General features: G+C 47.5%; 20 protein-coding genes. 5 read left to right on the top strand and 15 right to left on the bottom strand.

Features of this window, described 5'->3' with window-relative positions; all coding sequences use genetic code 11:
• Positions 1 to 199: 199 nt before the first annotated feature.
• Complete coding sequence (locus SSED_RS25040; protein WP_012140932.1) at positions 200 to 322, bottom strand: hypothetical protein; 123 nt, start codon at positions 320 to 322, stop codon at positions 200 to 202.
• A gap of 747 nt (positions 323 to 1069) precedes the next feature.
• Here SSED_RS25040 and SSED_RS03040 point away from each other — a divergent pair.
• Complete coding sequence (locus SSED_RS03040; RefSeq protein ID WP_041421515.1) at positions 1070 to 1303, top strand: hypothetical protein; 234 nt, start codon at positions 1070 to 1072, stop codon at positions 1301 to 1303.
• A gap of 17 nt (positions 1304 to 1320) precedes the next feature.
• Here SSED_RS03040 and SSED_RS03035 read toward each other — a convergent pair whose 3' ends face one another.
• Positions 1321 to 1818 carry a GNAT family N-acetyltransferase gene (locus SSED_RS03035; RefSeq protein WP_012140931.1) on the bottom strand — a complete coding sequence of 166 codons (498 nt, stop codon included), beginning with the start codon at positions 1816 to 1818 and terminating at the stop codon, positions 1321 to 1323.
• Between the two features lie 250 nt (positions 1819 to 2068).
• On the opposite strand from SSED_RS03035, the gene SSED_RS03030 reads away from it, so the two are divergent.
• Entirely contained in the window at positions 2069 to 3946 is a 1878-nt protein-coding gene (locus tag SSED_RS03030) for a tetratricopeptide repeat-containing diguanylate cyclase (protein WP_012140930.1), read from the top strand.
• Between the two features lie 150 nt (positions 3947 to 4096).
• Here SSED_RS03030 and chrA read toward each other — a convergent pair whose 3' ends face one another.
• On the bottom strand, positions 4097 to 5233 hold the full coding sequence (gene chrA / locus SSED_RS03025; protein WP_012140929.1) for a chromate efflux transporter: 1137 nt from the start codon (positions 5231 to 5233) through the stop codon (positions 4097 to 4099).
• A 105-nt stretch (positions 5234 to 5338) separates the two neighbouring features.
• Here chrA and SSED_RS03020 point away from each other — a divergent pair, with 105 nt between their 5' ends.
• Positions 5339 to 6268 carry a LysR family transcriptional regulator gene (locus SSED_RS03020; protein WP_012140928.1) on the top strand — a complete coding sequence of 310 codons (930 nt, stop codon included), beginning with the start codon at positions 5339 to 5341 and terminating at the stop codon, positions 6266 to 6268.
• 17 nt (positions 6269 to 6285) lie between these two features.
• On the opposite strand, the gene SSED_RS03015 is transcribed toward SSED_RS03020, so the two are convergent.
• The 7 genes from SSED_RS03015 to pmbA form a co-directional block, all read right to left on the bottom strand.
• Entirely contained in the window at positions 6286 to 6501 is a 216-nt protein-coding gene (locus SSED_RS03015; RefSeq protein ID WP_041421936.1) for a hypothetical protein, read from the bottom strand.
• Positions 6502 to 7331: 830 nt separating this feature from the next.
• The gene (gene arsJ, locus SSED_RS03010; protein WP_012140926.1) at positions 7332 to 8573 is read right to left on the bottom strand and encodes an organoarsenical effux MFS transporter ArsJ; all 1242 of its coding nucleotides are present in this window, start codon (positions 8571 to 8573) and stop codon (positions 7332 to 7334) included.
• Between the two features lie 110 nt (positions 8574 to 8683).
• Entirely contained in the window at positions 8684 to 9694 is a 1011-nt protein-coding gene (locus tag SSED_RS03005) for an ArsJ-associated glyceraldehyde-3-phosphate dehydrogenase (RefSeq protein ID WP_041421513.1), read from the bottom strand.
• A 54-nt stretch (positions 9695 to 9748) separates the two neighbouring features.
• A complete protein-coding gene (gene arsB, locus SSED_RS03000; RefSeq protein WP_012140924.1) occupies positions 9749 to 10798 on the bottom strand; it encodes an ACR3 family arsenite efflux transporter in 1050 nt (349 codons plus the stop codon).
• Positions 10799 to 10904: 106 nt separating this feature from the next.
• The gene (locus SSED_RS02995; RefSeq protein ID WP_012140923.1) at positions 10905 to 11249 is read right to left on the bottom strand and encodes a metalloregulator ArsR/SmtB family transcription factor; all 345 of its coding nucleotides are present in this window, start codon (positions 11247 to 11249) and stop codon (positions 10905 to 10907) included.
• A gap of 233 nt (positions 11250 to 11482) precedes the next feature.
• The gene (locus tag SSED_RS25085; RefSeq protein ID WP_012140922.1) at positions 11483 to 11983 is read right to left on the bottom strand and encodes a type II secretion system protein; all 501 of its coding nucleotides are present in this window, start codon (positions 11981 to 11983) and stop codon (positions 11483 to 11485) included.
• A gap of 141 nt (positions 11984 to 12124) precedes the next feature.
• Complete coding sequence (gene pmbA / locus SSED_RS02985) at positions 12125 to 13465, bottom strand: metalloprotease PmbA (RefSeq protein WP_012140921.1); 1341 nt, start codon at positions 13463 to 13465, stop codon at positions 12125 to 12127.
• Between the two features lie 231 nt (positions 13466 to 13696).
• On the opposite strand from pmbA, the gene yjgA reads away from it, so the two are divergent.
• Complete coding sequence (yjgA, locus tag SSED_RS02980; RefSeq protein WP_012140920.1) at positions 13697 to 14236, top strand: ribosome biogenesis factor YjgA; 540 nt, start codon at positions 13697 to 13699, stop codon at positions 14234 to 14236.
• 82 nt (positions 14237 to 14318) lie between these two features.
• Entirely contained in the window at positions 14319 to 16874 is a 2556-nt protein-coding gene (locus SSED_RS02975) for an Ig-like domain-containing protein (protein ID WP_012140919.1), read from the top strand.
• 317 nt (positions 16875 to 17191) lie between these two features.
• Here the strand turns inward: SSED_RS02975 and SSED_RS02970 are convergent, their stop codons facing one another.
• From SSED_RS02970 to tldD, 5 genes are all read right to left on the bottom strand, one after another.
• Positions 17192 to 18340, bottom strand: coding sequence for an ABC transporter permease (locus tag SSED_RS02970; RefSeq protein WP_012140918.1), 1149 nt, complete (start codon positions 18338 to 18340; stop codon positions 17192 to 17194).
• Positions 18337 to 19500, bottom strand: a complete 1164-nt coding sequence (locus tag SSED_RS02965; RefSeq protein ID WP_012140917.1) for an ABC transporter permease — start codon at positions 19498 to 19500, stop codon at positions 18337 to 18339. The genes SSED_RS02970 and SSED_RS02965 overlap by 4 nt, the downstream gene beginning before the upstream one ends.
• A gap of 18 nt (positions 19501 to 19518) precedes the next feature.
• Positions 19519 to 20490, bottom strand: coding sequence for an HlyD family secretion protein (locus SSED_RS02960; RefSeq protein WP_012140916.1), 972 nt, complete (start codon positions 20488 to 20490; stop codon positions 19519 to 19521).
• The gene (locus SSED_RS02955; protein WP_012140915.1) at positions 20480 to 21901 is read right to left on the bottom strand and encodes a TolC family protein; all 1422 of its coding nucleotides are present in this window, start codon (positions 21899 to 21901) and stop codon (positions 20480 to 20482) included. Before SSED_RS02955 ends, SSED_RS02960 begins: the two co-directional genes overlap by 11 nt.
• A gap of 129 nt (positions 21902 to 22030) precedes the next feature.
• A complete protein-coding gene (tldD, locus tag SSED_RS02950) occupies positions 22031 to 23479 on the bottom strand; it encodes a metalloprotease TldD (RefSeq protein WP_041421512.1) in 1449 nt (482 codons plus the stop codon).
• Positions 23480 to 23528: the final 49 nt, after the last annotated feature.

The raw sequence follows: 23528 nt of genomic DNA, 5'->3' as shown, positions 1-23528 counted from the left end.
GAGCACAAGCGACTAACAGAAGGGCTAACCCGAAGTTAGCCCGACTCGACTTTTCACATTTACCATGTTTACCATGTTTACCATGTTTACCATGGCAGTTGCCGGCAGACAGTAACAGAGACTCTTCGCTAGCTCTTCATTAGCGATTCGCAAGCTCCTCACTAAGAGATTCGCGAATAGCGAGACGCAGAAAAGCGGATTACTTAACGTTATCCAACAGGCCTCTGGATTCTTTTTTCGCATGTTTTGCCATACGTTTTTCTTTGGCCGTTTTCTGTGGCTGTTTCTTGCCTTCTTTACGAATACTCTTACCTTTACTCATATCTTGCTCCTGTGAATATTTAAGCGCCTTAGCTGGGCCAATCACGTGAGCTTAGTCATCTTGAACAAGCACATTGATGTCCGGATTAAGCGAGTTTAAAAGTTACACATTACAAATCAATCAGGTATGAAATCTGATACCTTCTTGATCTTCCTGCGACACTATTATTTTTTTAACAGCATCGCTTCACAATAGTACTTTTTACAGCACTATCACTTCACAATAGTATTTTAACACCATTCGATTCCCCGCCCCACGAAGCCAATAGACCAGATAAAGCTAAACAAGACTCCCCATAGACTTGGATAATCTATAGCCTATTAAATAGTGAAGGCATGCCCTGAACCTAAACTCAGATAGGCGCAGTTACACAGGTTTCGGTTAAACTCGTCCCCTTGGTCTAAGTGCTTAAACAATTCAGCATCAGGCTTAAAAAATTGCTTTGGTGCAAAAAATATACACTTTTAGGCCTCCTACCAGAGATGATACATATTGATCCAGCTTTATCTGATTTGTAAGCGTTTGAACTTATTTGTTATTGAGCTAAATGCGCTCATACTTTGATCCAGATCAATTTTCGATCATTGAGAGCGAGGCAAACACCACTCTACAATGGCCTTGCTTAAGAAGTTACGCCCCGCTATGCGGGTCTCGTATGGGCACAGTGAGGATGTGCAGATTTTTACTTACTGAGTTTGTCATGGGTTGTGATATCGCACCTGTGGCAACAATTGGAGAGTATCTGCAGTGAGAACCAAAAGAATAAATGTAGATCAACTGGTTGTTGGCGATATCGTCAATGTTAAAGATCTAATGGTTGGACAAATAGTCTGTTCGGGAAAGGGGTATCACCATGATTTCAGACAAATATCGAAGCTGGTTGAGGATGTCGCAGCACAAGGAACTTTAATTTTGTTTGTCGGTGGTGAAGCTCAATTTAGCAGGTTCGATAATATGGTAACGATTGTAATCGCAGCCTGACAAAAATGGAAATATGTTCATTGCTGACTTGCATCACCTTGCTCTCTCTTTTCCAGTGACTTTAGCATTGGAACACAATCTAAGCTTATGCCTCTCGGTGAGTGGTAAGTGGAGATCTCATCACCTACAAATCCGCATCGGCGATAGAATGGAGCAGCATTGAGCGTGGACTCAAGTTTTATTGAACTAAGACCACTCTCTAAAGCCAGGTTTTCAAGAAAGGAAACCATTAACCTGGCAGCCCCTCTACCGAAAAACTCAGGTTCAACGAAAATAGCATCTAGCATGCCGGTTTCAATCGTTAGCTTGCCACTTCCTATTACTTGCCCATCGATCTCTGAAACATAAAATGAGTTTACGATATCGGTCATTAAACTTTCTGACACGCCACCCTTCGTCCATAGTGATAGTTGCTCTGCACTATAGAATCCTGCGCACTCTTCGAGGATAGCCCGACTCCTGAGGTCATAAATAGCCTGAGCATCACCCTCAACCGCCTTCCTGATTAAAATCATCAAATCACCTGCTCCATGTTCCTTATAAAAGTTCCCCATAAAAGCTCATTAGCGTACATTCCGATAAATACTCCGCAGACTGCCTACCTAATAACAACTCACAACTTATTCGCGATAATTTTAGTAAAAGTTTACTCTGCCCTCACGCATCCAACCAAAGTAACTTTAAATCAACATTTTAGCTTTAAATAATTACCATGCCGATCTAGAATCGATATACTCCAAAAGGAGTATTAGCTGGAGGCTAAACATGTTTTTTTTACTGATGAAAAAGTGGCTGACTTGGTTGGGCTGCGTACTTTTCGTTTTTAGTACAAATGGATTTGCTAGTGATGCGTTAACTGAATTAGAACGTGCAGCCAAAGCGGTTAGCCCGGCTGACGGTATCGAGTTGTTGAATAAATTTGATCTAAAAAACAGCAAACTTGAAGCTGAGCAACAAGCGAAAGTATACTATCTCTATGGTCAGCTTTATGAGAAAACCCGTCAACTCGATCAATCAATCGCCAGTTATGACAAAGGCATTGAATTAGTTAAATACCTGCCGATTACTGATGTGCTTATCGATAGTCATTTAGAGCGTTCATTTGCGTTATATTTGCAATCCAACGACCCCGCGGCATATTGCGTCGATAGAAAACAAGCCCTTGTTTATGCTCGCCTACACCATAATTCCGAATTACTTGCTAAGACCTTAACTCAAAATGCTTTTTGCTTTAACGAACCCAAGTCGATACATAAAGGGATTGCCTTGCTCGATGAAGCGATGGCTATCGTCGATAAAAACAACCTTAATGTAAATCGTAAAGCGCTGATTTATAACGCAACAGGCAGCTTGTATCGCCAAGTAGGACTACATCGACGTGGTTATGACAGTTTTGAAAAAGCTTATCAAACATGGCAAAGCATTAATGACATTGAAGACATGTTTAATATGCAATACAACATGTTGAGTGAAGCCATTAGTCTAGGGCATTGGGATAAAGCAAGTCAAAGTGTTGAAGCACAGTTTTCTTTGGCAGCCATGTCTACAGGCGATAATGATATGTTGTTTTTTTCTCACTTAAATGCTGGACGTGTAGCATTGCGAACGTATGATTATGATAAGGCTGTTTTACATTTAGAAAAGGCTGTTTCACTTAATCATACAACTCAAGAAAAGTATTTTATTAGCAGTAACTACCTCTATTTAGGCCTAGCTTATATGCGAAGCGGTGAGGCTGAAAAAGCCGCTGATATGGCACGAACCTTTAAACAAGACGATAGCTTTGCTGCAAACCAAAAAGCGATGTTGCTCCAAGCTGATGCCATCATTGCACTTGATGAGCATGACCCAGTTAATGCACTGAATAAGCTATTTCAAGTGATAGATATAGAGAGAGAGATTAATCAAAGTGTGATTGATAATGAGGTGATCAGTTTATCGCTCGATCATAATTCTGCATTGGCTGAGTTTGAAAATGAATTGCTGGGTAATCGTTTAGCCATTAATGAGTTGAGTTTGGCTTCTGTAAAAGATAAAGAGCGGATTAATGAGCTTAAACTAAGTTTGTTTTTTATTATCGTCACCGTGCTATTTTGCATTGTTTTATTTTTATTAATCTCACGTAGAACGCTTAAAGTGCGTGCGCAAACCGACTTTTTAACGGGGCTTGCTAACAGGGGACATACCTTCAAAAAAGGCCAAAAAATCATTGAAAAAACAATTAAGAAGCAACAACCAGCATCAGTGATTATGTTTGATATTGATGACTTTAAATCGATTAATGATCGTTATGGGCATCATATCGGTGATTTAGCGATAAAATCCGTCTCAAAACGAACCAGGAGATGGCTTAAGAAGCATGATTTAGTGGGCAGGATCGGCGGTGAAGAGTTTTTAATTGTGCTTGAAAACACCTCACAAACTGAGGCTTATGATATTGCTGACCGACTTAGACATAACATCGAGGAACAATTTTTTCAATTTGATGATGTAACTGTTGAGTTAACCATTAGTTTAGGTGTCGCAGCATTAAATGAACATACAACAACCTTAATAGGGCTGATGAAACAAGCGGATGATGCGTTGTATCGAGCTAAATTCTCAGGTAAGAATAAGGTTTACTTAGCGGCTGAATGTGCTTAATACATTCGAATTAAGCCAAGTAGAGATGTCTTGATTCAGTAAGGCTGTACTTTCTGGATCAAGAGCGTGTGCAATAGCCTGTTATGCAACAGACTGAAACCACAATTCAAGCTCATGTGCATATACCGCCTGATTTATATGTTAAATCAATTAAAGCAATATCACTCCAGTGATAATGTAAAACACCACCATGGCGACGATCGGGAGCTTTAGTTGCTTGAGTAAGAAAAAACCAACCAAAATCAATGCGAAATCCAGGCCATCAACCACCGCACTGCTAAATACCGGTTGATAAAGTGCGGCAACCAGCAAGCCAACAACAGCCGCATTTACGCCGTTAATCGCACCTGAAACCAATTTATTACTCGCCAATTGTTGCCAATTTCTTAGCACGCCAAGTAATAGTAAAAAACCAGGTAAGAACACGCCCAGCGTCGCGATCAGTGACCCGAACAGTGGCGCATCGGGCAATAGTTCGTAGCCAATAAAGGTTGCAAAAGTAAACATTGGTCCCGGCACAGCTTGCGCTACAGCATAGCCAGTTAAGAAAGTGTCTTGGCTTATTTGGTCACCAACAATATTTTGCAGTAATGGCAGCACAACATGTCCGCCACCGAATACCAAACTCCCGGCTTGGTAAAAGTCACTAAATAGGGCAAGCATAGGTAACTGTTGAGCGACAAAGGGTAAGCCAATCAATAGCAAAACAAACAGAACTAAAGGCGCAACAGAGGGCCTGAATGACTGGTCTATATTAGCTTGTTGGTTAGCTAACATCTTGGCACCAATGATAGCGGCAATAGCCAGCACCAGCATTTGGGTCGCGATGCCGGGAAATACCAGTAAGGAGACAGCTGTGGCTATACAAAGACCAATAGTCAGTTTTTGCCGACAAAAGTTTTTGTACATTCCTATAGTGGCATCAGCTACCACAATCACGGCGAGTAGCTTAAGGCCGTGGACAATACTTTGAAACATTGGCGTAGTGGTGAGCTGACTACTAAGGACAGCCAAGACCAGCATAATCAACACAGAAGGCAAGGTAAAACCAATGAAAGCCAAACATGCACCGCCGAGGCCTCCACGCTTATAGCCCAAGGCAAAACCGACTTGGCTCGAACCTGGGCCAGGCAAAAACTGACTCAGTGCGACGATTTGGCCGTACTCTTTATCGTCTAACCATTTCAGCTTCTCGACAAAAGTAATTCTAAAGTAACCAATGTGAGCCGCAGGTCCGCCAAAGCTGATCCAGCCTAACGCGAAAAAGGCCTTAAAAATTGACAACATAATCTGTTTACTCTGCAAAAAATCTTATGCTTAATGTATAAAACCCACTAAAATGATTCAAATTAATAGTTTTAATCATATCTATGAATTAAATGGGATTGCATAATGACGAACGAGATAAACTGGAAGAGTACCGATCTGAATTTACTAGTCACCTTTTCCTATCTGTACCGTTATCGCAGTGTGAGCATCGCCGCAGATAAGAGTCATGTCAGTCAATCCGCAATGAGCCATAGTCTCGCCCGTTTACGCATATTATTTGATGACCAACTATTCGAGCGTAAGGGACATCACATGGAGCCCAGTGAGTACGCCCACCATATTGCCCCGATAGTGGGGCAGTTGTTAGATGACATATCACATCGATTATTGGCCAAAGAGCAATTTACACCGCTAAGCTACTCGGGAGAATGCCGTATTGGTTTAACCGATTATGCCGAGTTTATTTTTGCGCCTTCACTATATGACGCCATACAGGCAAGCGCGCCAAAATCTCAAGTGAGCTTTATCAATGTCAACCGGCATAACTATGTCAATATTGCAGATCAAGATAAATTAGATGTGGTGATTGGAAGTATGCCTCAGCCGCATTCAGACTTTGACAGTAAATTTTTGTATACCGAAAAGCATGTTTGCTTATGTGACAGTCAACTGTTTTCCAATAACCAAACTCTCACAGTTGCAGAATTTGCCGCCGTTGAACAAGCATTAGTCAGCCCAGATGGAACCTTAGTGACGCAAGTGGATAAGAGGCTGGCGGATTTAGGGCTAACAAGAAAAGTGTCTGTCGCGTCACGCAACTTTCTGACGATTCGAAGCCTACTGAAAAAAAGAAAATTAATCGCAATAGTGCCGGAATTGATGGCAAAAGCACAGGGCTTCGATGACCAGCTCACGGCGCTGACTCCCCCCGTAGACATAGCCGATTTTGAAATTTCCTTGCTGTGGAAAAGCAAGCTAACCAACAATGATAAAAACTCCTGGCTACGTTCTGTGGTGCAAAACGTTTTGTCCAATGCTAAATCTCAATCATAGCTTAAGGTTCAAAAAACTTAGCGAGACGAATTCCCTGTGACTTGAGCATCGGACTCGGAAACATAAAATGAATTTACAATATCGCTAATCAAGCTCTCTGATACACCACCTTTCGTCCAAAGTGAGAGTGGCTCTGCACTATAGAACCCTGAGCACTCCTCAAGGATAGCCCGGCTTCTAAGGTCATAAACAGCTTGAGCATCACCCTCAATCGCCTTTCTGATTAATATCATCAAACCACCTTTTGCTCGGTATTACTCATATCGCCCACCTAGGCGGTACAATAATGTTTATTTCTAATTAGCGAGGAACGAGCGCAAACCAATCGTATACTCTCAATTGATAAATAACTGCGGCACAACTAAGTACAAAAATAGCAATAGACAGTACCAATAGAAACTTGCCATAAGTAATTGCCTTTGTTCCCTTATATACGCTCCAATTACTCAACACATATGTATCTGGTGCTGGATATTGAGACACATTAATTGACTTTATGGCACTCAAGATCGAAGTAAAACTGAATGTAACTATTGTGACCCATGAAAGTGAAGTTATCACTGGCCACACTTGCTCGAAAGGCAACAAAAAAAAGGAAATAGAAACAACAATAAATATAGATGAAATAGCAATTAAATAGCGACTCACGGAAATAACTTTATATTCTGAACGTGATACTTTCATAGCTAGCTAACCGCTTATTAAACATGAATTAAGACAAATACTCCACAGACTGTCGTTCCCGTCGCAGAGCAAAACTTATTCACAATGATTTTAGTAACCTATCAGTATACTTTCAATGAAGCAATGACAACTCCACTAGGGGAAAAAGTGCGAACTTAGATAATCGCAGAGATAACCTTCTTTAAAATCAACAAGTGTAGATGCGGCTTTGAGCTTCCAAAACAGGGATGTTTTGGCAGAGCCCACATGGAAGTGTTCACGGCGCCTCAAAGAAGTATCTGCACATCCCACGCCGGGGAGGCGATAGATAACTATGAAAATACAAGTTTCAAACACACTTCCCAATACCTACACCCCACATAGAAAATGTGTCAGGCCTTCATTCCAAGGCCGCCACCCTTTGGGGTAAATAAACACTAATCACCACAGTCATGACCAGGAAGGCCGATGAGATCCACAAACAGGCCTCGAGCCCGGCGACTTGATAGACCCAACCGGAAAGTATGGTGCCTATCAAACGACCCATGGCGTTGGCCATGTAGTAGAAACCTACATCGAGCGACACGCCATCGTCACTGGCATAGCTGACGATAAGGTAACTGTGCAGGGATGAGTTAATCGCAAACACACCGCCGAATAGGATCAAACCCAGCAGCAAGCTTATCTGAGGCGCGATGTCATGACTCAATGCCAGGGCGATTAACCCAGGAATGAAGGTGAGCAGCATGACCCAGACCAACGCCGAGCAACCATCGGGGATCTTTCCCCGTCGCTTACCGGTCAGACTCGGGGCAATGCTCTGCACACAACCATAGCCGATCACCCAGAGCGCCAGGAAGCCGCCCACGTAATAGTGATCCCAACCAAATTGACTCGCCAAATATACCGGCAAGGCCACCACAAACCAGACGTCTCTGGCCGCAAACAGAAACAGTCTTGCGGCAGATAAGATGTTGATGCTGCGACTCTTGGAGAAGATCTCACTGAACTTAGGCTTTCGCTTGGCTTTGCCCAGATCTTTCTTAAGTTTCACCATGCTAAAGAGCCAGACCATGACTAACATGCCGGCCAATACCCCAATGGCTGCGGTGAAACCGAATAGAGACAGCAGTGCGCCACCTAAGAAGAAGCCCGCCCCTTTGAGGGCATTCTTAGAGCCGGTGAGGAGTGCCACCCATTTATAGAGCTTCTCCTGCTCTCCCTTGCCGTATTGCTCAGAAGTGACCAGCAATTTGATCGAACTCTTGGCGCTCATCTTATTGAGGTCTTTAGCTATGCCTGAAAGCCCTTGCGCGGCCATGACCCAAGCTATGGTCAGCATAGAGGTGGGCAACAGGAGCATACCCAGGGCGAGCACTTGCAAGCCAAGGCCTAAGTTCATGGTGCGGTTAAGCCCGAGCCGCGCCCCCAGATAGCCACCGACTAAGTTGGTGACCACACCGAAGATCTCATAGAAGATAAACAACATGGCGATCGCAAGTGGCGTGTAGCCGAGCTGATGAAAGTGCAGCACCACCAGCATACGCAGCGCACCATCGGTGAGGGTAAACACCCAATAGTTACCGGTCACGATAAGGTATTGTCTGACCTGCTCCGGCAATGCCTTAATACTGGCTAACATAGATATCCTGGTGTTTAGATAATAGAGGCTAGGTTCGAGGACCTAGGACCTAGAGCCTAGAGCCTAGAGCCTAGAGCCTAGAGCCTAGAGCCTAGAGCCTAGCTCCGCATTCAACCTTTATCTGAAAGCCCGACCATACGTGCGAGTTCCGCCGTGCGGTTCGCGTATCCCCACTCGTTGTCATACCAGACATAGAGCTTCACCTGAGTGCCGTTAACTACCATGGTCGATGGCGCATCGATAATGCAGGATCTGGGATCGGTCTTATAATCCACCGATACCAGTGGACGCTCCTCATAACCCATAATATCTTTCAACTCCCCCTCGGCGGCCTTCTTAAGCAGTGCATTTATTTCGTCTTCTGTCGTGGCATGTTCCAGCTCGAAGACACAATCGGTAATCGAGGCGTTCGCCAGTGGCACACGCACCGCGTGGCCGTTAAGCTTACCCTTCAGCTCGGGGAAGATATGAGTAATGGCGGTTGCCGACCCAGTGGTGGTTGGAATAAGGCTCAGGCCACAAGCCCGTGCGCGGCGCAGATCTTTATGGGGGGCATCGAGAATCGTCTGTGTGTTGGTGATGTCATGGATGGTGGTCATCGAACCATGCTTGATACCGATCGTTTCATGTATGACTTTTACAACCGGTGCCAGACAGTTAGTGGTGCACGATGCGGCGGTCACTATGGGGTGAAGCGACTTGTCATAGAGATGATGGTTTACCCCCATCACCACATTCAGCACTCCCTCCTCCTTGACCGGAGCCGTCACGACCACACGCTTCACCCCTTGATCGATATAAGCTTGAAGCAGTGCCTTGGTTTTCATCACACCAGAGGCTTCGATAACCAGATCGCAGCCAGACCAATCGGTATCGCCAATATTCGAATCTTGAGTCGTAGCGATGCGTGTATCACCGATACGGATTTCGCTCCCCTCACCGGTAGCCTCATGGTGCCAGCGCCCATGGATCGAGTCGAATGTCAGCAGGTGTGCCAGTGTCGCCGCATCACCCGCGGGGTCGTTAATCTGCACAAACTCAACATCATCCCAGTCCCAGGCGGCACGAAGCGCTAAACGTCCCATACGACCAAAGCCATTGATACCTATCTTGATACTCATATTAAATCCTTTAATTCTATCTTCACGTGTGATGTGATCTTCTAAACCCAATTACTATTCTGAGGCAGCCTGATGTTCGTCCCTGTCATCTTCAAACTGCTTTCTGTTTCGATTTACAAATGCCACCAGTGACAGCATCACCGGCACCTCCACCAACACCCCGACAACAGTTGCCAGTGCTGCACCTGAGTGTAGTCCAAACAGTGAGATGGCGACCGCCACCGCAAGCTCGAAAAAGTTAGAGGTCGCAATCATACAGGCCGGGGCCGCTACCTTATGGGATAGCTTTAGTTTCTTGGCCGCATAGTAGGCGATAAAGAATATGCCATAGGTCTGAATGAGCAGAGGGATAGCAATCAACAGGATGTTCTGTGGCTCATTAAGGATGGTCTCGGCTTGAAATCCAAACAGCAGGACGACCGTCGCCAGCAGACCCACGATAGACCAGGGCTTCAGGTTACTCACAAATCGGGCGAGGGACGCGGGGTCGCCATCGGACTCCAGCTTTTTGCGAGTCAATACGCCGGCGACTAACGGCAGAACCACATAGAGAAATACCGACGAGAGCAGGGTTTCCCAGGGCACTTGAATATCGCTGACCCCAAGCAGGAAGGCACAGATAGGGGCAAAGGCAACCACCATGATAAGGTCATTAACAGATACCTGTACTAAGGTGTAATTAGGATCGCCCTTAGTAAGCTGGCTCCAAACAAACACCATAGCCGTACAGGGGGCGACACCGAGTAGGATCATACCCGCAATATATTCGGTCGCCGTCTGTGGGTCGACCCACTCGACAAATAACACCTTGAAGAACAGCCAACCCAGCAGTGCCATGGTAAATGGTTTAATTAACCAGTTAACCACCAGAGTCAGTACCAAGCCTTTAGGGCTTTTTCGCACATCTTTGACGGCCGCAAAGTCTATCTGCACCATCATAGGGTAGATCATCACCCAGATAAGCACGGCGATGACTAAGTTTACGTGTGCGTATTCAACCGCGGCAACCAGGGCAAAAACATCCGGCATCAGGTTACCTAAGATCACCCCAAGGACAATAGCTAGTCCAACCCAAACACTCAGATAACGCTCAAACAGTCCCATAATTCTTTTCTCTCAATCTCTTAATCTTGTATCTCAATCTCGCGACACTATTGTCAGCTTGCTTCTTGAAGCTTCGCGGCTAAAGCCGCTCCTACACCTAGTAGCTCTAGCAGCAACTCTTAACACGATCGGGTCTGTCACCCATCTTGTTCAAGCGGGTCAGCTCATCCTGGATCAAGGCTCGATTGGCCGAGCAGGTTTCATCTATCACGGCATTCGCCCACTTGGGCAGCGAAGGATTCAATCGATAGAAGACCCATTGTCCCTGACGCCTGTCGGTAAGCAGGCCAAACTTTCTTAGTTGAGCCAAGTGCCTGGACACTTTTGGCTGACTCTCTTCCAGCGCCTGCATTAACTCACAGACGCAGAGCTCCTGCTCAGCCTGGATCAGGAGCAGGCTGCGCAAACGGGTTTCATCACTCAGGGCTTTAAATAGATCTAATGCGGTCATAACTACTCTCAAAAAACTGATATAAGAAAACTAGACTCAAAAACTATCTCAGAAAAACTATCATTTTCTGAGATAGTAACATATGGATAAGCATATATATGTTTACCCATATATTCAAGTTGGGATCTTGGCTTTCTGACGAAAATTTTAAAGGATACTATTAAAACAGACCCTTACTCAAAAAAGAGTAAGGTATGGTTAGGAGGGATCGATCCGATAAATCAAAAAGGAAACTAACAGCCGCTGGTCTCTATGGTTAACTGGTATTCGCCACCGGCTTCTGTCGGCTGCTGATACCTTACCCAACAATTTTGATTATCGTCGGAGTAGCCTCTGGGCATAAAATAGAGGCCTATGTTGCTGCCGCCGGTGCGATTGCGCCAGATCCAGTCATATTCGGCGGGATCGACGTAGCCGGCTTCACCAAACTCACCACCGAGCAGTTTTGACCAGGTCGAACTAAATTCGGCCTTAGGGTAACCATACACGCTTTTTACTGTCACACTGCCCAGATCGACATCGACTTCACTGTCTTTCTCTAACCCTTGTATCAATGCCTTGGAATGGACCAGAAGCACTTCGGAGGCCACCGCGGCCTTCATCCCCTGCACCGTCGAGATACGCGCATCATTTTGTAAGTTAATGAACTTAGGCGCCGCAGTTACAGCCAGTATGCCCAGGATGATAATAACCACCACGAGCTCTATGAGTGTAAAACCCGAATGCCTGTTCATATGAACTCCTTACCGATACTCGAAAGAGTGCCGTGCCGAGCACAAATTAAAAATAGTGATAGCTCGGCCATGAGCTAAAACAAGAGCTCACATAAGAGCTCAAGTAGAGCTCAAGCCAAACTCGCAGCCGATATACCGCTGTTAATTACCCGCGATCTTCATATCGCTGAGTAAGATACCACCGGTACGTATCGATGAGCGCAGATCGCGATCTTTACTCACCGCAACAATATTTTGGTACATATCTTTCAGGTTGCCCGCTATGGTTATCTCCTCGACAGGATAGAGAATCACACCGTTTTCAACGTAGAAACCTGCAGCGCCGCGAGAGTAATCACCCGTAACCGCATTAACACCTTGGCCCATCACCTCAGTCACAATCAGGCCGGTGCCCATCTCTTTGACTAGTTCATCGAACGTCTGGCCTGTATGAGACAGGGTCCAGTTGTAGATGCCGCCGGCATGACCGGTATTTTTAAGCCCCAATTTTCGGGCCGAGTAACTGGTTAACAGGTAGGTAGACAAAATACCGCTCTCGATAATATGTCTCTCTTGAGTAGCCACACCTTCGCTATCGTAATTGGCACTCGCTAATGCCCCTTTCAGATGAGGTTGCTCTTCGATACTGAACCAGTCAGGGAACAACTGAGTATCGATAGAGTCGAGTAGGAAGCTCGACTTTCTATATAAGCTGCTACCACTAATCGCACCGACCAGGTGACTGATTAAGCCGGTCGCAATTTCCGGTGACAACAATACAGGCAACTCAGTCGTCGCAATTTTTCTGCTACCTAAACGGCTCAAGGTCTTCTCAGAGGCTTTTCTTCCTACCTCTTCAGGCGATAACAGATCCCCGAATTTTCTCGAGATCGTATAGTCATAATCACGTTGCATGTTGCCATCGGTTTCACCGATAACCACACAGCTCAGGCTGTAGCGGGAGCTCGAGTAACCATGAAGGAAACCATGACTATTACCATAAACTTTCAGGCCGGTATGTGCATTGGCACTGGCACCGTCTGAGTTAGTTATCCGGCTATCGACACTCAAGGCCGCCTCTTCGGAGCGCGCCGCTAAATCGGTCAGCTCATCGGCTGAGATCTCCTGGGGATGGAATAGATCCAGATCCGGAAACTCGGTCGCCATCAGGTCCGCATCGGCTAAACCGTTATAGGGATCGGATGAGGTAAATTTGGCAATATCGTCGGCAGCTTTCACCGCTTGTCTAATGGCATCCGGGCTCAGATCGGAAGTGGATGAACTTCCCTTGCAACCATCACGGAACAGGGTAATACCTAGCGCACCATCTTTATTAAACTCAACCGTTTCGACCTCTTTCAGTCGGGTAGAAACCGATAAGCCTTGTTGTTTACTGATGGCAACTTCTGCAGCCGTTGTCCCCAGTTCTTTTGCATACTCAAGGGCCATAGATACGGCGTCTTTTAATGAATTTAATTCAATGTCAGTGCTAGGTGTAGTCACAAATCTGCTCTTTTGTTATCTGGAATACCTTAAGCATAACAAACCCAATTCCCAATCACATTAAATAACTGCCGAAGCCCGCTCTGTGCCGGGTAATTAAAGTAAGTGACGCTGATGCCGGTGATATAGGACCTAACTCCTCAAGATCATCACAGTATATGATAGGAAGAGATAGGCGATTTTCTCCTGAAATGTTATTATTAACTCAGTTTATGTAAGAGATTTTTTTAAATGAAAATAGTCGGTGATTCAGAACACTTTAAACAGCCCTTTGACCATGATGAAGAATATGTCAGCAGAGCTGAAGCAAAACGTGAAATAGCGGTTTACCAAGAGCTTGGTATCAAGCTAGTTGCATTAAGTAAAAGCCAAATTAAGAAGTTAAATTTAGACGAGCTTTTATTTGATAATGTAATGAAAACTAAGACGATTAAAATCAATACCGAAGCCTATCGTCGTCAGTTGCAGTTTATTGGCAAGATCATGCGTAATGTCGATATTGAAGCATTACAGCTCGATATTAAGAATGTGCTGAATCAGAACAGTAACGAAAGCGCGAAGCAAAATGTTGCCGAGAAGCTGAAAGAACAGTTGCTAAGTGAAGGCGATGCTGCCGTTCAAGATCTGCTCGAGAAGCACCCTCAACTGGAAAGACAGAAGTTACGTCAACTTATCCGTCAGTCAATTAAAGAGCTGGCTAAGAAACCCGACGAGGCTTCAAAATCTTCAATCGAATTGGTCAAATACTTACGAAATGAGATATCTGAATAACCTGCTTACTCAGTAAAGTTAATCAATATCAAAAATTCCAACTGTATTTCGTTTATTCCTTTTGTGTACAAGGATGTTGCTTATGCGACTGATAAAAACTGCTTTTGCTCTCCCTCTTTCATTCTTGCTTCTATCTTCTCTGGGGGGCTGTAATGGCGCTTCCGATGATAGCGGTGGAGAGAATACAGGAGAGTATGCCCTCTCACTGAGTTATAAAACGGTTGTCGACGGCAAATGCGCCGATGCAACCAACGACTTGAGCTTTGCCAATAATGCCAGCATCTGTGCGGTGGCCAAGTTAACTCAGGGAGGGAGTAACAGTAACGGTGGTTTAATCAGTTTCAGCGCAACTCTAGGTGAGCTGAGTCCCGCAACTAAACTAACAGATACTCAAGGTATTGCCGAAGTCATACTTGGTAATGCTCAAGCCTCTCTGGGTGCCGGAACGCTAACCGCGCAATTCGATACTAAGGCGGCAGAGAATAATATCCTTGCAGTCAATCGTAACTATGAGTTTGTCGACGACGGCATTCCCGATGAAGATACGCCAAAAATCAGCGCCAGCATCATTAACGGTGCCGCGACGGTTACTCAGTTTAAGGTCGATGAAACGGTACAGCTTCAGGCACAGTTCTTAGACAGTTCGAGCCAAGGTATTGCTCAGCAGATTGTCACCTTTAGTGCGGGAAGCACCACCCTGAATCCGAATACGGCGCTCACTAACGAGCAGGGTATTGCACAAGTCAGCTACACCCCATCAGAGAATGAACTGGGTGCAGCCAGCCTGAATGTCTCTTTGAGCTATAAAGATCAAGGCTACCAGGAAAACAGCCTCTATGAGGTACTACCGGCAAATGCGATTGGTGATGACGGTGTCCTTAAATTGGGACACTTTGATGACAACAATAATTTTATTGAAGATGAGCTAGCCACCACGCTTACCCCCGTCGATGGTAAATATCGCATCAGCGCGGGTGGTAGTTTCGGCATCACGGCAACCTTAGTCAGCGTGGCCGACGATGGCACCATTACCCGGGTTCAGACCCCCTCATCGATAAGCTTTGGCTCCGATTGTGTTACCAGCAATAACGCCAGTCTGGATACCCCGGTCACCACACTATCGGGCAGCGCCGGCTCAACTTTCCAGGATACCAGCTGTAGCGGTAACAGTGAACGTGACGATCAGATAGTCGCGACCACTCAGGCCGGTAATCAAACCCTGACGGCAAACCTACCCTTCACCTTGGAGCGTCAAACGCTGGCGAGTCTGAGCTTCCTTTCGGCAGAGCCTAAGAATATTCGCATCAAGGGCGCAGGCGGCACCGGCAGCACAGAATCATCTCTGGTAACCTTTAAGGTAACCAGCTCTAACGGCCAACCGGCAGCGCAGCAGGCGGTTAAGTTTACGCTCGACACGGTTGTCGGTGGATTAAGCTTCTCAAATGGCGCGGCCACCGACGAGAGCCTGACCAACTCGCAAGGTATTGCCAGCATTCGCGTTCTGGCTGGTACCATGCCGACCCCGGTGCGTGTACTTGCCTCGGCCACCGACACTGACACAAATGAGACCATCACCAGTCAGTCTGAGCAGCTCACAGTCAATACCGGCCTGCCTCAACAGCTTGGCTTCAGTATATCGACCAGCATGTTTAACCCGGAAGCGGGTGATTTTAATGGTGAAAAGGTGACGCTAACAGCTTATGCCTCAGACACCTTCGGTAACCCAGCTCCCGATGACACCACCATCAACTTTACCAGCGAAGGTGGCCAGATAGTCCCCAGCTGTCTGACAGTCAACGGCAGCTGTAGCGTCGAGTGGACATCGGCAAACCCAAGGGTTCCGGATCATCGCATCACCGTTCTTGCCTATGCGCTTGGACATGAGACTTTCTTCGATACTAACGGCAATAACGTCTTCGATGATAAAGATGTCACTGTAGATGCCGAGGGCAAACCTGTTGTAGACAAGGCTTGTTTAAATAGTGACGGACAAGCCATTCACTGCTCAGGCAATGGTATGGATATCGAGGCCTACCTACCGAGTGGTTTCAGCGACTTAGGCGATGCCTTCCGTGATGATGACGAGAGCTTCTCCTATACGCCTGGTGAGAAGTACTTCAACACCACAAGCAGTGGCGAATACCAGATCCCTGATGGTAAGTTCAACGGCCCTCAATGTCAGTCCACAATCGTTGGCTGCGAACCTAATACCTATATCCGCAAGGCGCTGGTTATGACCATGTCCGGTTCGAGTGCAGGCTTCACCATCTGGCAGGGCAACAATTTAATCCGCGATGATTTCGGTCTGGCAACGGGGTCAATTGTGCCATTAACGGCGATTGCAGCCGGAGAGTCATCGAGCTTCACTGTGCAGTTCTATGACAGCGCTTATCAGATCATGCCAGCCAGCACTCAGGTGGCAGTCGAAGCCTCAGCAGGAGAGCTTATCTTCGATGCATTTGAAGTTGCTAACACGACGCGTCGCGGCGGCACTACGACTGGCTTCATTATCACTAACGATATCGATCCTGGCAGTACAGGAGAGCCTGCAAAACTCAGCAGCGTGAGCATTAACCTGACAACACCGAAGAACTTTAAATCGGGTGCGGGGCTAAGCATCACCCTATCGGGTACCTAAGCCTGAGGACAGGTATCAGGCTAGTTGCCATCCCGGAATCGAGAAATAAGATATCCGGGATCAAGCTCCACTAAAAGCCTTAGATTCCGTACAAGTTCGTCCCTCACTTTACGGAATGACGAACTCATCAAAATTTGTGTGATTTATTACCAGCTAATAGTCCCGATAAAAAAAGCCCACTCAGATAGTTAATCTGAGTGGGCTTTCTTATACCGGGAGCAATCATTAAATCACTATGGTTCAGCGACCAGCGACCCTTACTCCTTGCTTACAACTTACAACTTACAACTTATGACTTATGACTTATGACTTATGACTTATGACTCGCAGTTCGGCTCTCGCTTCAACCGCCAATTAACCCCATAGAGGGCCAGCATGAAGAAGAGTGCAAACAGACCCCACAGGTGAAGCCATAGGGGCATGATACTGACCCATGAAGCCCCCATCTGATTGAGCTGTAACATTCCGATAATCGCCGGTACCGCCGGGATAATGGTGGAGATCCAGATAAGAGGCTCCGGGATCAACTCCAACGGCCACACAAATCCGGATACGAAGAGGATCGGCATAGAGATCAGCAGCAATACCTGAGTCGGCAGATCCCGACGGGTGAACAGACAACTAAACGCGATACCGGTAACCGCGGTCGATAGCAGAAATGGCAGCAGAAATAGCGCGACCTGCCCCAGCGTTGCCTGTACGCTGACCCCGTACCAGTAATAGCAATGCCCCACATACAGACTGGTGAACAGGGTATAGATGAGGAAGAACACACAGATACGTCCGCTAATCAGCATCAGGGGGGAAACCCTGCGCCAATAGCCTTGGTTTCGCCACTGTCCGGCGCCCAAGATGCCGGTTCCGATTAATAGGGTTTGGTGTAGTACCAGTAGCAGTACCCCGGGTACCACATAGGGGGTGTATCCCAGACTCGGATTGAAGGCGGGCACACTATTGAGCTTCACCGCATTCAGGCTTCGCTCTGCGGCCTTAGCGTTCTCACCATGGGCTAGCAGACCCACGAGCTGCACATACTTGCTCGCGTCCAGCCCCACAGAAACCAGGCCTTCTACCACGGCGGAATAGATTAAAAAATAGTTGGCATCGCCGCCATAGCTTAAGGTTGACCCTCGCCCCAGCATCAGATCTTTCCTGAAACCATGGGGGATAACCAGTAAGCCATTGGCCCTGCCGGATTCGATCCAGCTTTGAGCCGTTTCGATAGTGCTTACCTGGCCGGTCACGGTAATTTTAGGGCTGGCATCGGCGTGTCTGATCAAGCGGCGGCTCAAAGATGAACCATCATGGTCGATAACCACCAACATCTGCTCGGTCGGCACCTGATTCAAATAGGGCAGCGGATAGAGCACAGAATAAAACAGCACACCGCCAAACAGGGTAATGGCGATCGCCTTATCCATTACAATCGCGCGCAAGTCTGCCAATAGAAATTGCCAAAAAGTCATTTAGCGCCCTCCGGGGATAGAGATTGATCCGCCAGGTGTGCACGCTTGACTCTGGTCGCCAAGAAGATAATTACGGGGATCAGAAACAGGAATCCCCAATAGTTAATCAATTGGTCGGCAAGCGTATCCCAACCCTGTCCATAGCTGACCACGCCGACATGGGTGTCGATATAGTGGCTCGATGGCATCAGCTTTCGCCACAGCTGAGCCAACACGGGCATATCCAGAGTGGGAAAGGTGATCCCCATAAAGGGAAAGGCGGGTGCAAAGAGTGCGGTGCAGAAGCTGATCACCCTGGCGCAATCCTGCAGCAGGAAGAAGATCACCAGGACTAACAACCAGACGGCAAGTAACATCGCCACCTGAGCCACCAGCAATAGCCCGAAATCCCCCGCCAGAGGAAGATTCAGGAACTGGTACAAAATGGCGAGAATGAAGCGGCCCTGCAGTAGAATCAAGGGGGTATAGACCAGCATTTTTGCAAACAGCACACGCCTAGTTCCCAGGCTGAACCATTCGCTCATGGTATTGAGTCGTAACTCACGATTGAGGCTATTGGCAAACACCAACATGGCGAGCAACTGCCCCAGCGCAAGCAGGACCGGCGGCACCAGAAAGCCGATATAGTTGCTATTAGAGTTATACAGTGCGGTCGTCTGGCTGGTCACCGGGCGAAGGTTAATCTCGGCCTGAGCCTTAGGTACGCCAAGTGCTAACTGCTTCTTACTCGCCACGTGCAGCAGGCCATCGGCCAGGCTGAGCTGGATCTGACTCGAGAGTAACTTACCCACCAAGAGGAATTGGCTGTTATAACGTATCTCGATCGTCGGACTATGACCCGTAAGCAGATCCCGCTTCAAACGGTATGGAAGCACCACCAGCGCATAAACTTCGCCTTGGGTCATCGCCCGTTTTGCGCTGGCAATATCCTGATAGCCGATTGGCTCAGCCGCCGGATTAGCCTGAATACGCCTTGCCAGCATACGACTGAGCTGGCTTTGATCGTGATCGACAATCGCCACCGGCAACTGTCTGGGCATACCCGCACTGAACAGCCACCACAACGAGATAATCCCTAAGATGGGAATATAGGTGACGAGTGCGAATTGCCAGGGATCGTTCCACAAGGCCTTCAGTTCACGCCGTATCAGGCTAGTCATTGAAACTAACACTTTGGGTTATTGCGCCATCAAGGTAGTCATGCCGACTCTGAGATCGGGAATCGTCTTCACGGGACGAAGCTCCATCTCGAAGGTGCGCATATCGAAATCATGGCCGCTCTCGGTGGCACGCCAGGTGGCGAACTCTCCCATCACACTGATATGAGTTACCGAGAATTCGTACTCTCCTCCGAGGGCCGGGATAAAGATGAGATGTTTTTGACCCATCTTAAACTCTTTTAGCTGATCTTCACGCACCTGAAACACGGCCCAGGCATCATCCATATCGATGATACTTACCACTGGGAATCCACTTGGCGCGAGTTCACCAGGCTGTAGCAGCACTTCGCTTATCTCACCTGACTTAGGGGCGCGCATCTGGCTATCGGCCAATATTGCACTGACCTCATTCACCGCACCTTCCGCCATGCGGGCATTACCTGCAGCGGCAGCTTTTGTCTCTTCACGCGCACCTTCATTTGCCATCTCATACATGGCCAGGGCAGCTTGTTCCGTATACTTGGCAGCTTGCCATTGAGTGAACGCCTCATCGCGTTTCTGTCTTGCCAGCACACCTTCGACAAACAGAACTTCGACGCGGTCGTATGTGGTCTTGGCCAGTGTGGCCGCCGCTTTCGCCTTCAGCCACTGCTCTTTCGACGCCATCACCTGCTGCTTTCGGGCACCGGTATCGGCTTCAAGCTGCATCGCCTGAGCCGCATCTCTGCCACCTTCGGCCTGCATTAACTTTGCACTCAACTCGGGACTGTCGATGGCAAATAACAGATCGCCCGCTTCAACTTTATCCCCACGACGCACTAACACCTGCTCGACCCTACCCGGTACCTTTGAGGAGATATTGTATTCTCTCGCCTCAATCTGACCCTGTATGCGTTCATCCTGAGGTGTATAGGCCAGTTTTAAGCCGTACCCTAACGCTCCAACCAGGCCAATAATTGCCACAACCCCAATAATACGATTAGCCTGCATTGTTACTCTCCTGCATCGCGACATTAGTATGATGACTAACGCTGCGACCTAAAAATTCTTCCAATTGGCCACTGATGGCCATGAGTCTGGCATACGCCTGAATATAACGATATTTAGCACCCAGCTGCTGTGTTTCTACCGCAGTAAGCTTCAGTTCTGCATCGACCTTTTCGATCGAGGTCGATAGCCCCTGACGAAAAGCCAGGTCTCTCAGGCGCTTATTCTCTTGTGCCAAACTAAGAGAGGTCTCCAGCGATAATACCTCCTCTTGGGCTTGTAACAGCTGACGGTAACTTTGATCCAGTAGCAGGCTGAGATCTTGCCGGGTCTGTGCCTTGGTATATCTTGCCTGAAGCAATGCACTCTTAGCCGCCTGTACCTTGCCACTGCGTCCGTCTCGACTCAGTAACGGCACTTTAACTCCGACGCCCAGCATCCAATCAGGCTCCATCTTAGAAAACAGGCTATCGTCTTCATACAGGGTGTAATTACCATAGAGAAATACCGTAGGGTGATACTTACCTTTTTCCAGGTCGATCAATCCATTGGCCTGCTCCTCTTTCGCTTCGAGCAGTTTCAGCGCAGGATGTTGAACCAGAGTCAGTTGACTCAGGTGCGGCAGAGAGGGGGCGTCGGCGAGCATAAACAGCGCGGATGTGGTATCCACTTCATGTTCATGGAGCATACGTGATAGGGCGATAACTGCCATTTCAGCTTGACGCACGGCACTGGCAAAGTTCACCTTGGCATTTTCCAGTGCAACTTGCGCATTGAGCCGTTCGACTTTCGCTATCTGTCCCTGCTCTTCGAGTTTCTGTGCATGACTGGCATGCTCTTCGAGGGAGGAGACTAATTCACCACGGGTCTGCGCTAATGACTGAGTCACCGCAACGCCATAGTAGCGATCCACCAGTTGAATAAAGAGATCACGGGTAGAGAGCTGTAACTGCTGCTCCTTTTCTATCACATGTGCGGCATGGATCCCCTGAGCCGCAGAGATCTTGCCTCCCGTATAGATAGGCCACATCGCCTGGAGACTGGAACGAAAGATATCTTGTTCGGTAAATTGGGTGACAAACATAGAGCTTGGTATACCGGCAAGGGCACCACCGATAGACGGCGGGAGTGTGCTGGGATCCATAGAGGCGAGAGGGTTAAGATCGTTAAGATCTAACTCGATCGGCTTTTCGAGTCGTGTATAGCTTCCGTTGAGACTAATTGAGGGAAGATAAAGATCCTTTCCGGCTTCATGCTCGGCCTCGGCGCGGTTAACTTCCTGAGCACCGGCTTGCAACTTATCGCTTACCGTTAACAGCTGTTGCCAAGCTTGAGAGAACCCCATCTCTTTCGCCCCAGCCGTGAAAGGCCCTAGTGCCGCTAACGACAATAAGGCTATATGTGAAAACTTCATCCCCTTTCCTCTACACTCGACCTAGAGTGTTTACTCTAAATTCCATGCCGAATGTTAACATTTTTTGCACAGCAAGAGTAGGAGCCAGATCCTAAAAGCTACAACCTGGCACTTACATAGTGAGAAAGATTAAGCGGTTCCACCTACCGTCAGGCTATCGAGCTTCAATGAGGGTTGACCTACACCAACCGGAACGCTCTGACCATCTTTACCACAGACACCGACACCTTGATCTAATGCCAGATCGTTACCCACCATAGAGATCTGCCCCATAGCCTCTGGTCCATTTCCTATCAGGGTTGCTCCCTTAATCGCCTGAGTCACTTCACCATTTTCAATCAGGTAAGCTTCAGATGCAGAGAAGACAAACTTGCCCGAGGTAATATCCACCTGCCCTCCTCCGAAGTTAGGCGCATAGACCCCCTTCTTTACCGACTTAATAATGTCTTGAGGATCACTCTCTCCCGCTTCCATATAGGTGTTGGTCATTCTTGGCATAGGCAGGTGCGCATAGGATTCCCGGCGTCCGTTACCTGTGGGCAATTCACCCATCAAGCGTGCATTGAGCTTATCTTGCATATAGCCCTTTAAGATCCCATCTTCAATCAAGACCGTCTTTTGGGTTGCAACGCCTTCGTCATCGATGCTCAGAGAGCCGCGACGGTTTGGTATGGAGCCATCATCGACGACGGTGACTAATTTTGAGGCAACCTGCTGACCGACGAGCCCACTGAATGCACTGCTCCCTTTACGGTTAAAGTCAGCCTCCAGTCCGTGACCCACGGCCTCATGGAGCAAGACTCCGGGCCATCCAGCACCGAGAACAACCGGCATCTGTCCGGCAGGGGCATCGATTGCATGTAGATTTACCGATGCCTGACGGACCGCTTCACGGGCAAAAGAGAAACAAGCAGGCAAGCCGGTATCATCGTTATCCATCAAGACTTCATAACCATGGCGTCCACCACCACCACTGGCGCCACGCTCACGCTTATCATTTTCTTCTAAGATCACACTACAGTTGAATCGCACAAGAGGGCGAATATCGGCGGCAAGCGTGCCATCACTCGCCGCAATCAATATCTCTTCATGGACACCTGAGAGGCTGATAACCACTTGAATGATACGGCTATCGAGGCTACGTATATAAGCATCCGCCTCTTTCAGCAGCGCTATCTTTTTCACCTCTTCCATCGCCGCAATCGGATCTGCACTCTGGTAGAGCGCTTTCACCTCTTGTTGCTTCCAGGCTTGTACCGTTTCGCTCTTGCCTGCAACGGCAATGCTACGCGCCGCTTCGGCAGAGGCTTTGAGCGCCGCTGGGGTTATCTCATCGGCATAGGCAAACCCGGTTTTTTCACCGGTAATGGCACGCACGCCGACGCCACGTTCGATGTGGAAACTACCCTCTTTTACTATGCCATCTTCTAATACCCAAGATTCATGGCGGCTTCCCTGAAAATAGAGATCGGAAAAATCGACATTATGCTGATGAATGGAATTAAGGTAGCCCTGTAGATCATTCAGTGACTGTCCATCTTGCAGTAAGCTTGCTTCTACTTGAGTTAAAAATGGCATTAATAGTTCTCTCTTCTTGCTCATTTGAGCTTAATCACGCTTAATCTTT

Source organism: Shewanella sediminis HAW-EB3 (genome assembly GCF_000018025.1).
In the GTDB taxonomy this organism is placed as follows: Bacteria; Pseudomonadota; Gammaproteobacteria; order Enterobacterales; family Shewanellaceae; genus Shewanella; species Shewanella sediminis.
Note: the sequence above shows the minus strand (reverse complement) of the source record. Positions and strands in the feature narration are given on the sequence as shown.

Excerpts from the sequence above, each read along its gene's own strand:
- SSED_RS25040 (WP_012140932.1), bottom strand. The coding sequence starts at position 322 with ATGAGTAAAGGTAAGAGTATTCGTAAAGAAGGCAAGAAACAGCCACAG.
- SSED_RS03035 (WP_012140931.1), bottom strand. The coding sequence starts at position 1,818 with ATGATTTTAATCAGGAAGGCGGTTGAGGGTGATGCTCAGGCTATTTAT.
- SSED_RS03030 (WP_012140930.1), top strand. The coding sequence starts at position 2,069 with ATGTTTTTTTTACTGATGAAAAAGTGGCTGACTTGGTTGGGCTGCGTA.
- chrA (WP_012140929.1), bottom strand. The coding sequence starts at position 5,233 with ATGTTGTCAATTTTTAAGGCCTTTTTCGCGTTAGGCTGGATCAGCTTT.
- SSED_RS03020 (WP_012140928.1), top strand. The coding sequence starts at position 5,339 with ATGACGAACGAGATAAACTGGAAGAGTACCGATCTGAATTTACTAGTC.
- SSED_RS03015 (WP_041421936.1), bottom strand. The coding sequence starts at position 6,501 with ATGATATTAATCAGAAAGGCGATTGAGGGTGATGCTCAAGCTGTTTAT.
- arsJ (WP_012140926.1), bottom strand. The coding sequence starts at position 8,573 with ATGTTAGCCAGTATTAAGGCATTGCCGGAGCAGGTCAGACAATACCTT.
- SSED_RS03005 (WP_041421513.1), bottom strand. The coding sequence starts at position 9,694 with ATGAGTATCAAGATAGGTATCAATGGCTTTGGTCGTATGGGACGTTTA.
- arsB (WP_012140924.1), bottom strand. The coding sequence starts at position 10,798 with ATGGGACTGTTTGAGCGTTATCTGAGTGTTTGGGTTGGACTAGCTATT.
- SSED_RS02995 (WP_012140923.1), bottom strand. The coding sequence starts at position 11,249 with ATGACCGCATTAGATCTATTTAAAGCCCTGAGTGATGAAACCCGTTTG.
- SSED_RS25085 (WP_012140922.1), bottom strand. The coding sequence starts at position 11,983 with ATGAACAGGCATTCGGGTTTTACACTCATAGAGCTCGTGGTGGTTATT.
- yjgA (WP_012140920.1), top strand. The coding sequence starts at position 13,697 with ATGAAAATAGTCGGTGATTCAGAACACTTTAAACAGCCCTTTGACCAT.
- SSED_RS02975 (WP_012140919.1), top strand. The coding sequence starts at position 14,319 with ATGCGACTGATAAAAACTGCTTTTGCTCTCCCTCTTTCATTCTTGCTT.
- SSED_RS02970 (WP_012140918.1), bottom strand. The coding sequence starts at position 18,340 with ATGACTTTTTGGCAATTTCTATTGGCAGACTTGCGCGCGATTGTAATG.
- SSED_RS02965 (WP_012140917.1), bottom strand. The coding sequence starts at position 19,500 with ATGACTAGCCTGATACGGCGTGAACTGAAGGCCTTGTGGAACGATCCC.
- SSED_RS02960 (WP_012140916.1), bottom strand. The coding sequence starts at position 20,490 with ATGCAGGCTAATCGTATTATTGGGGTTGTGGCAATTATTGGCCTGGTT.
- SSED_RS02955 (WP_012140915.1), bottom strand. The coding sequence starts at position 21,901 with ATGAAGTTTTCACATATAGCCTTATTGTCGTTAGCGGCACTAGGGCCT.
- tldD (WP_041421512.1), bottom strand. The coding sequence starts at position 23,479 with ATGCCATTTTTAACTCAAGTAGAAGCAAGCTTACTGCAAGATGGACAG.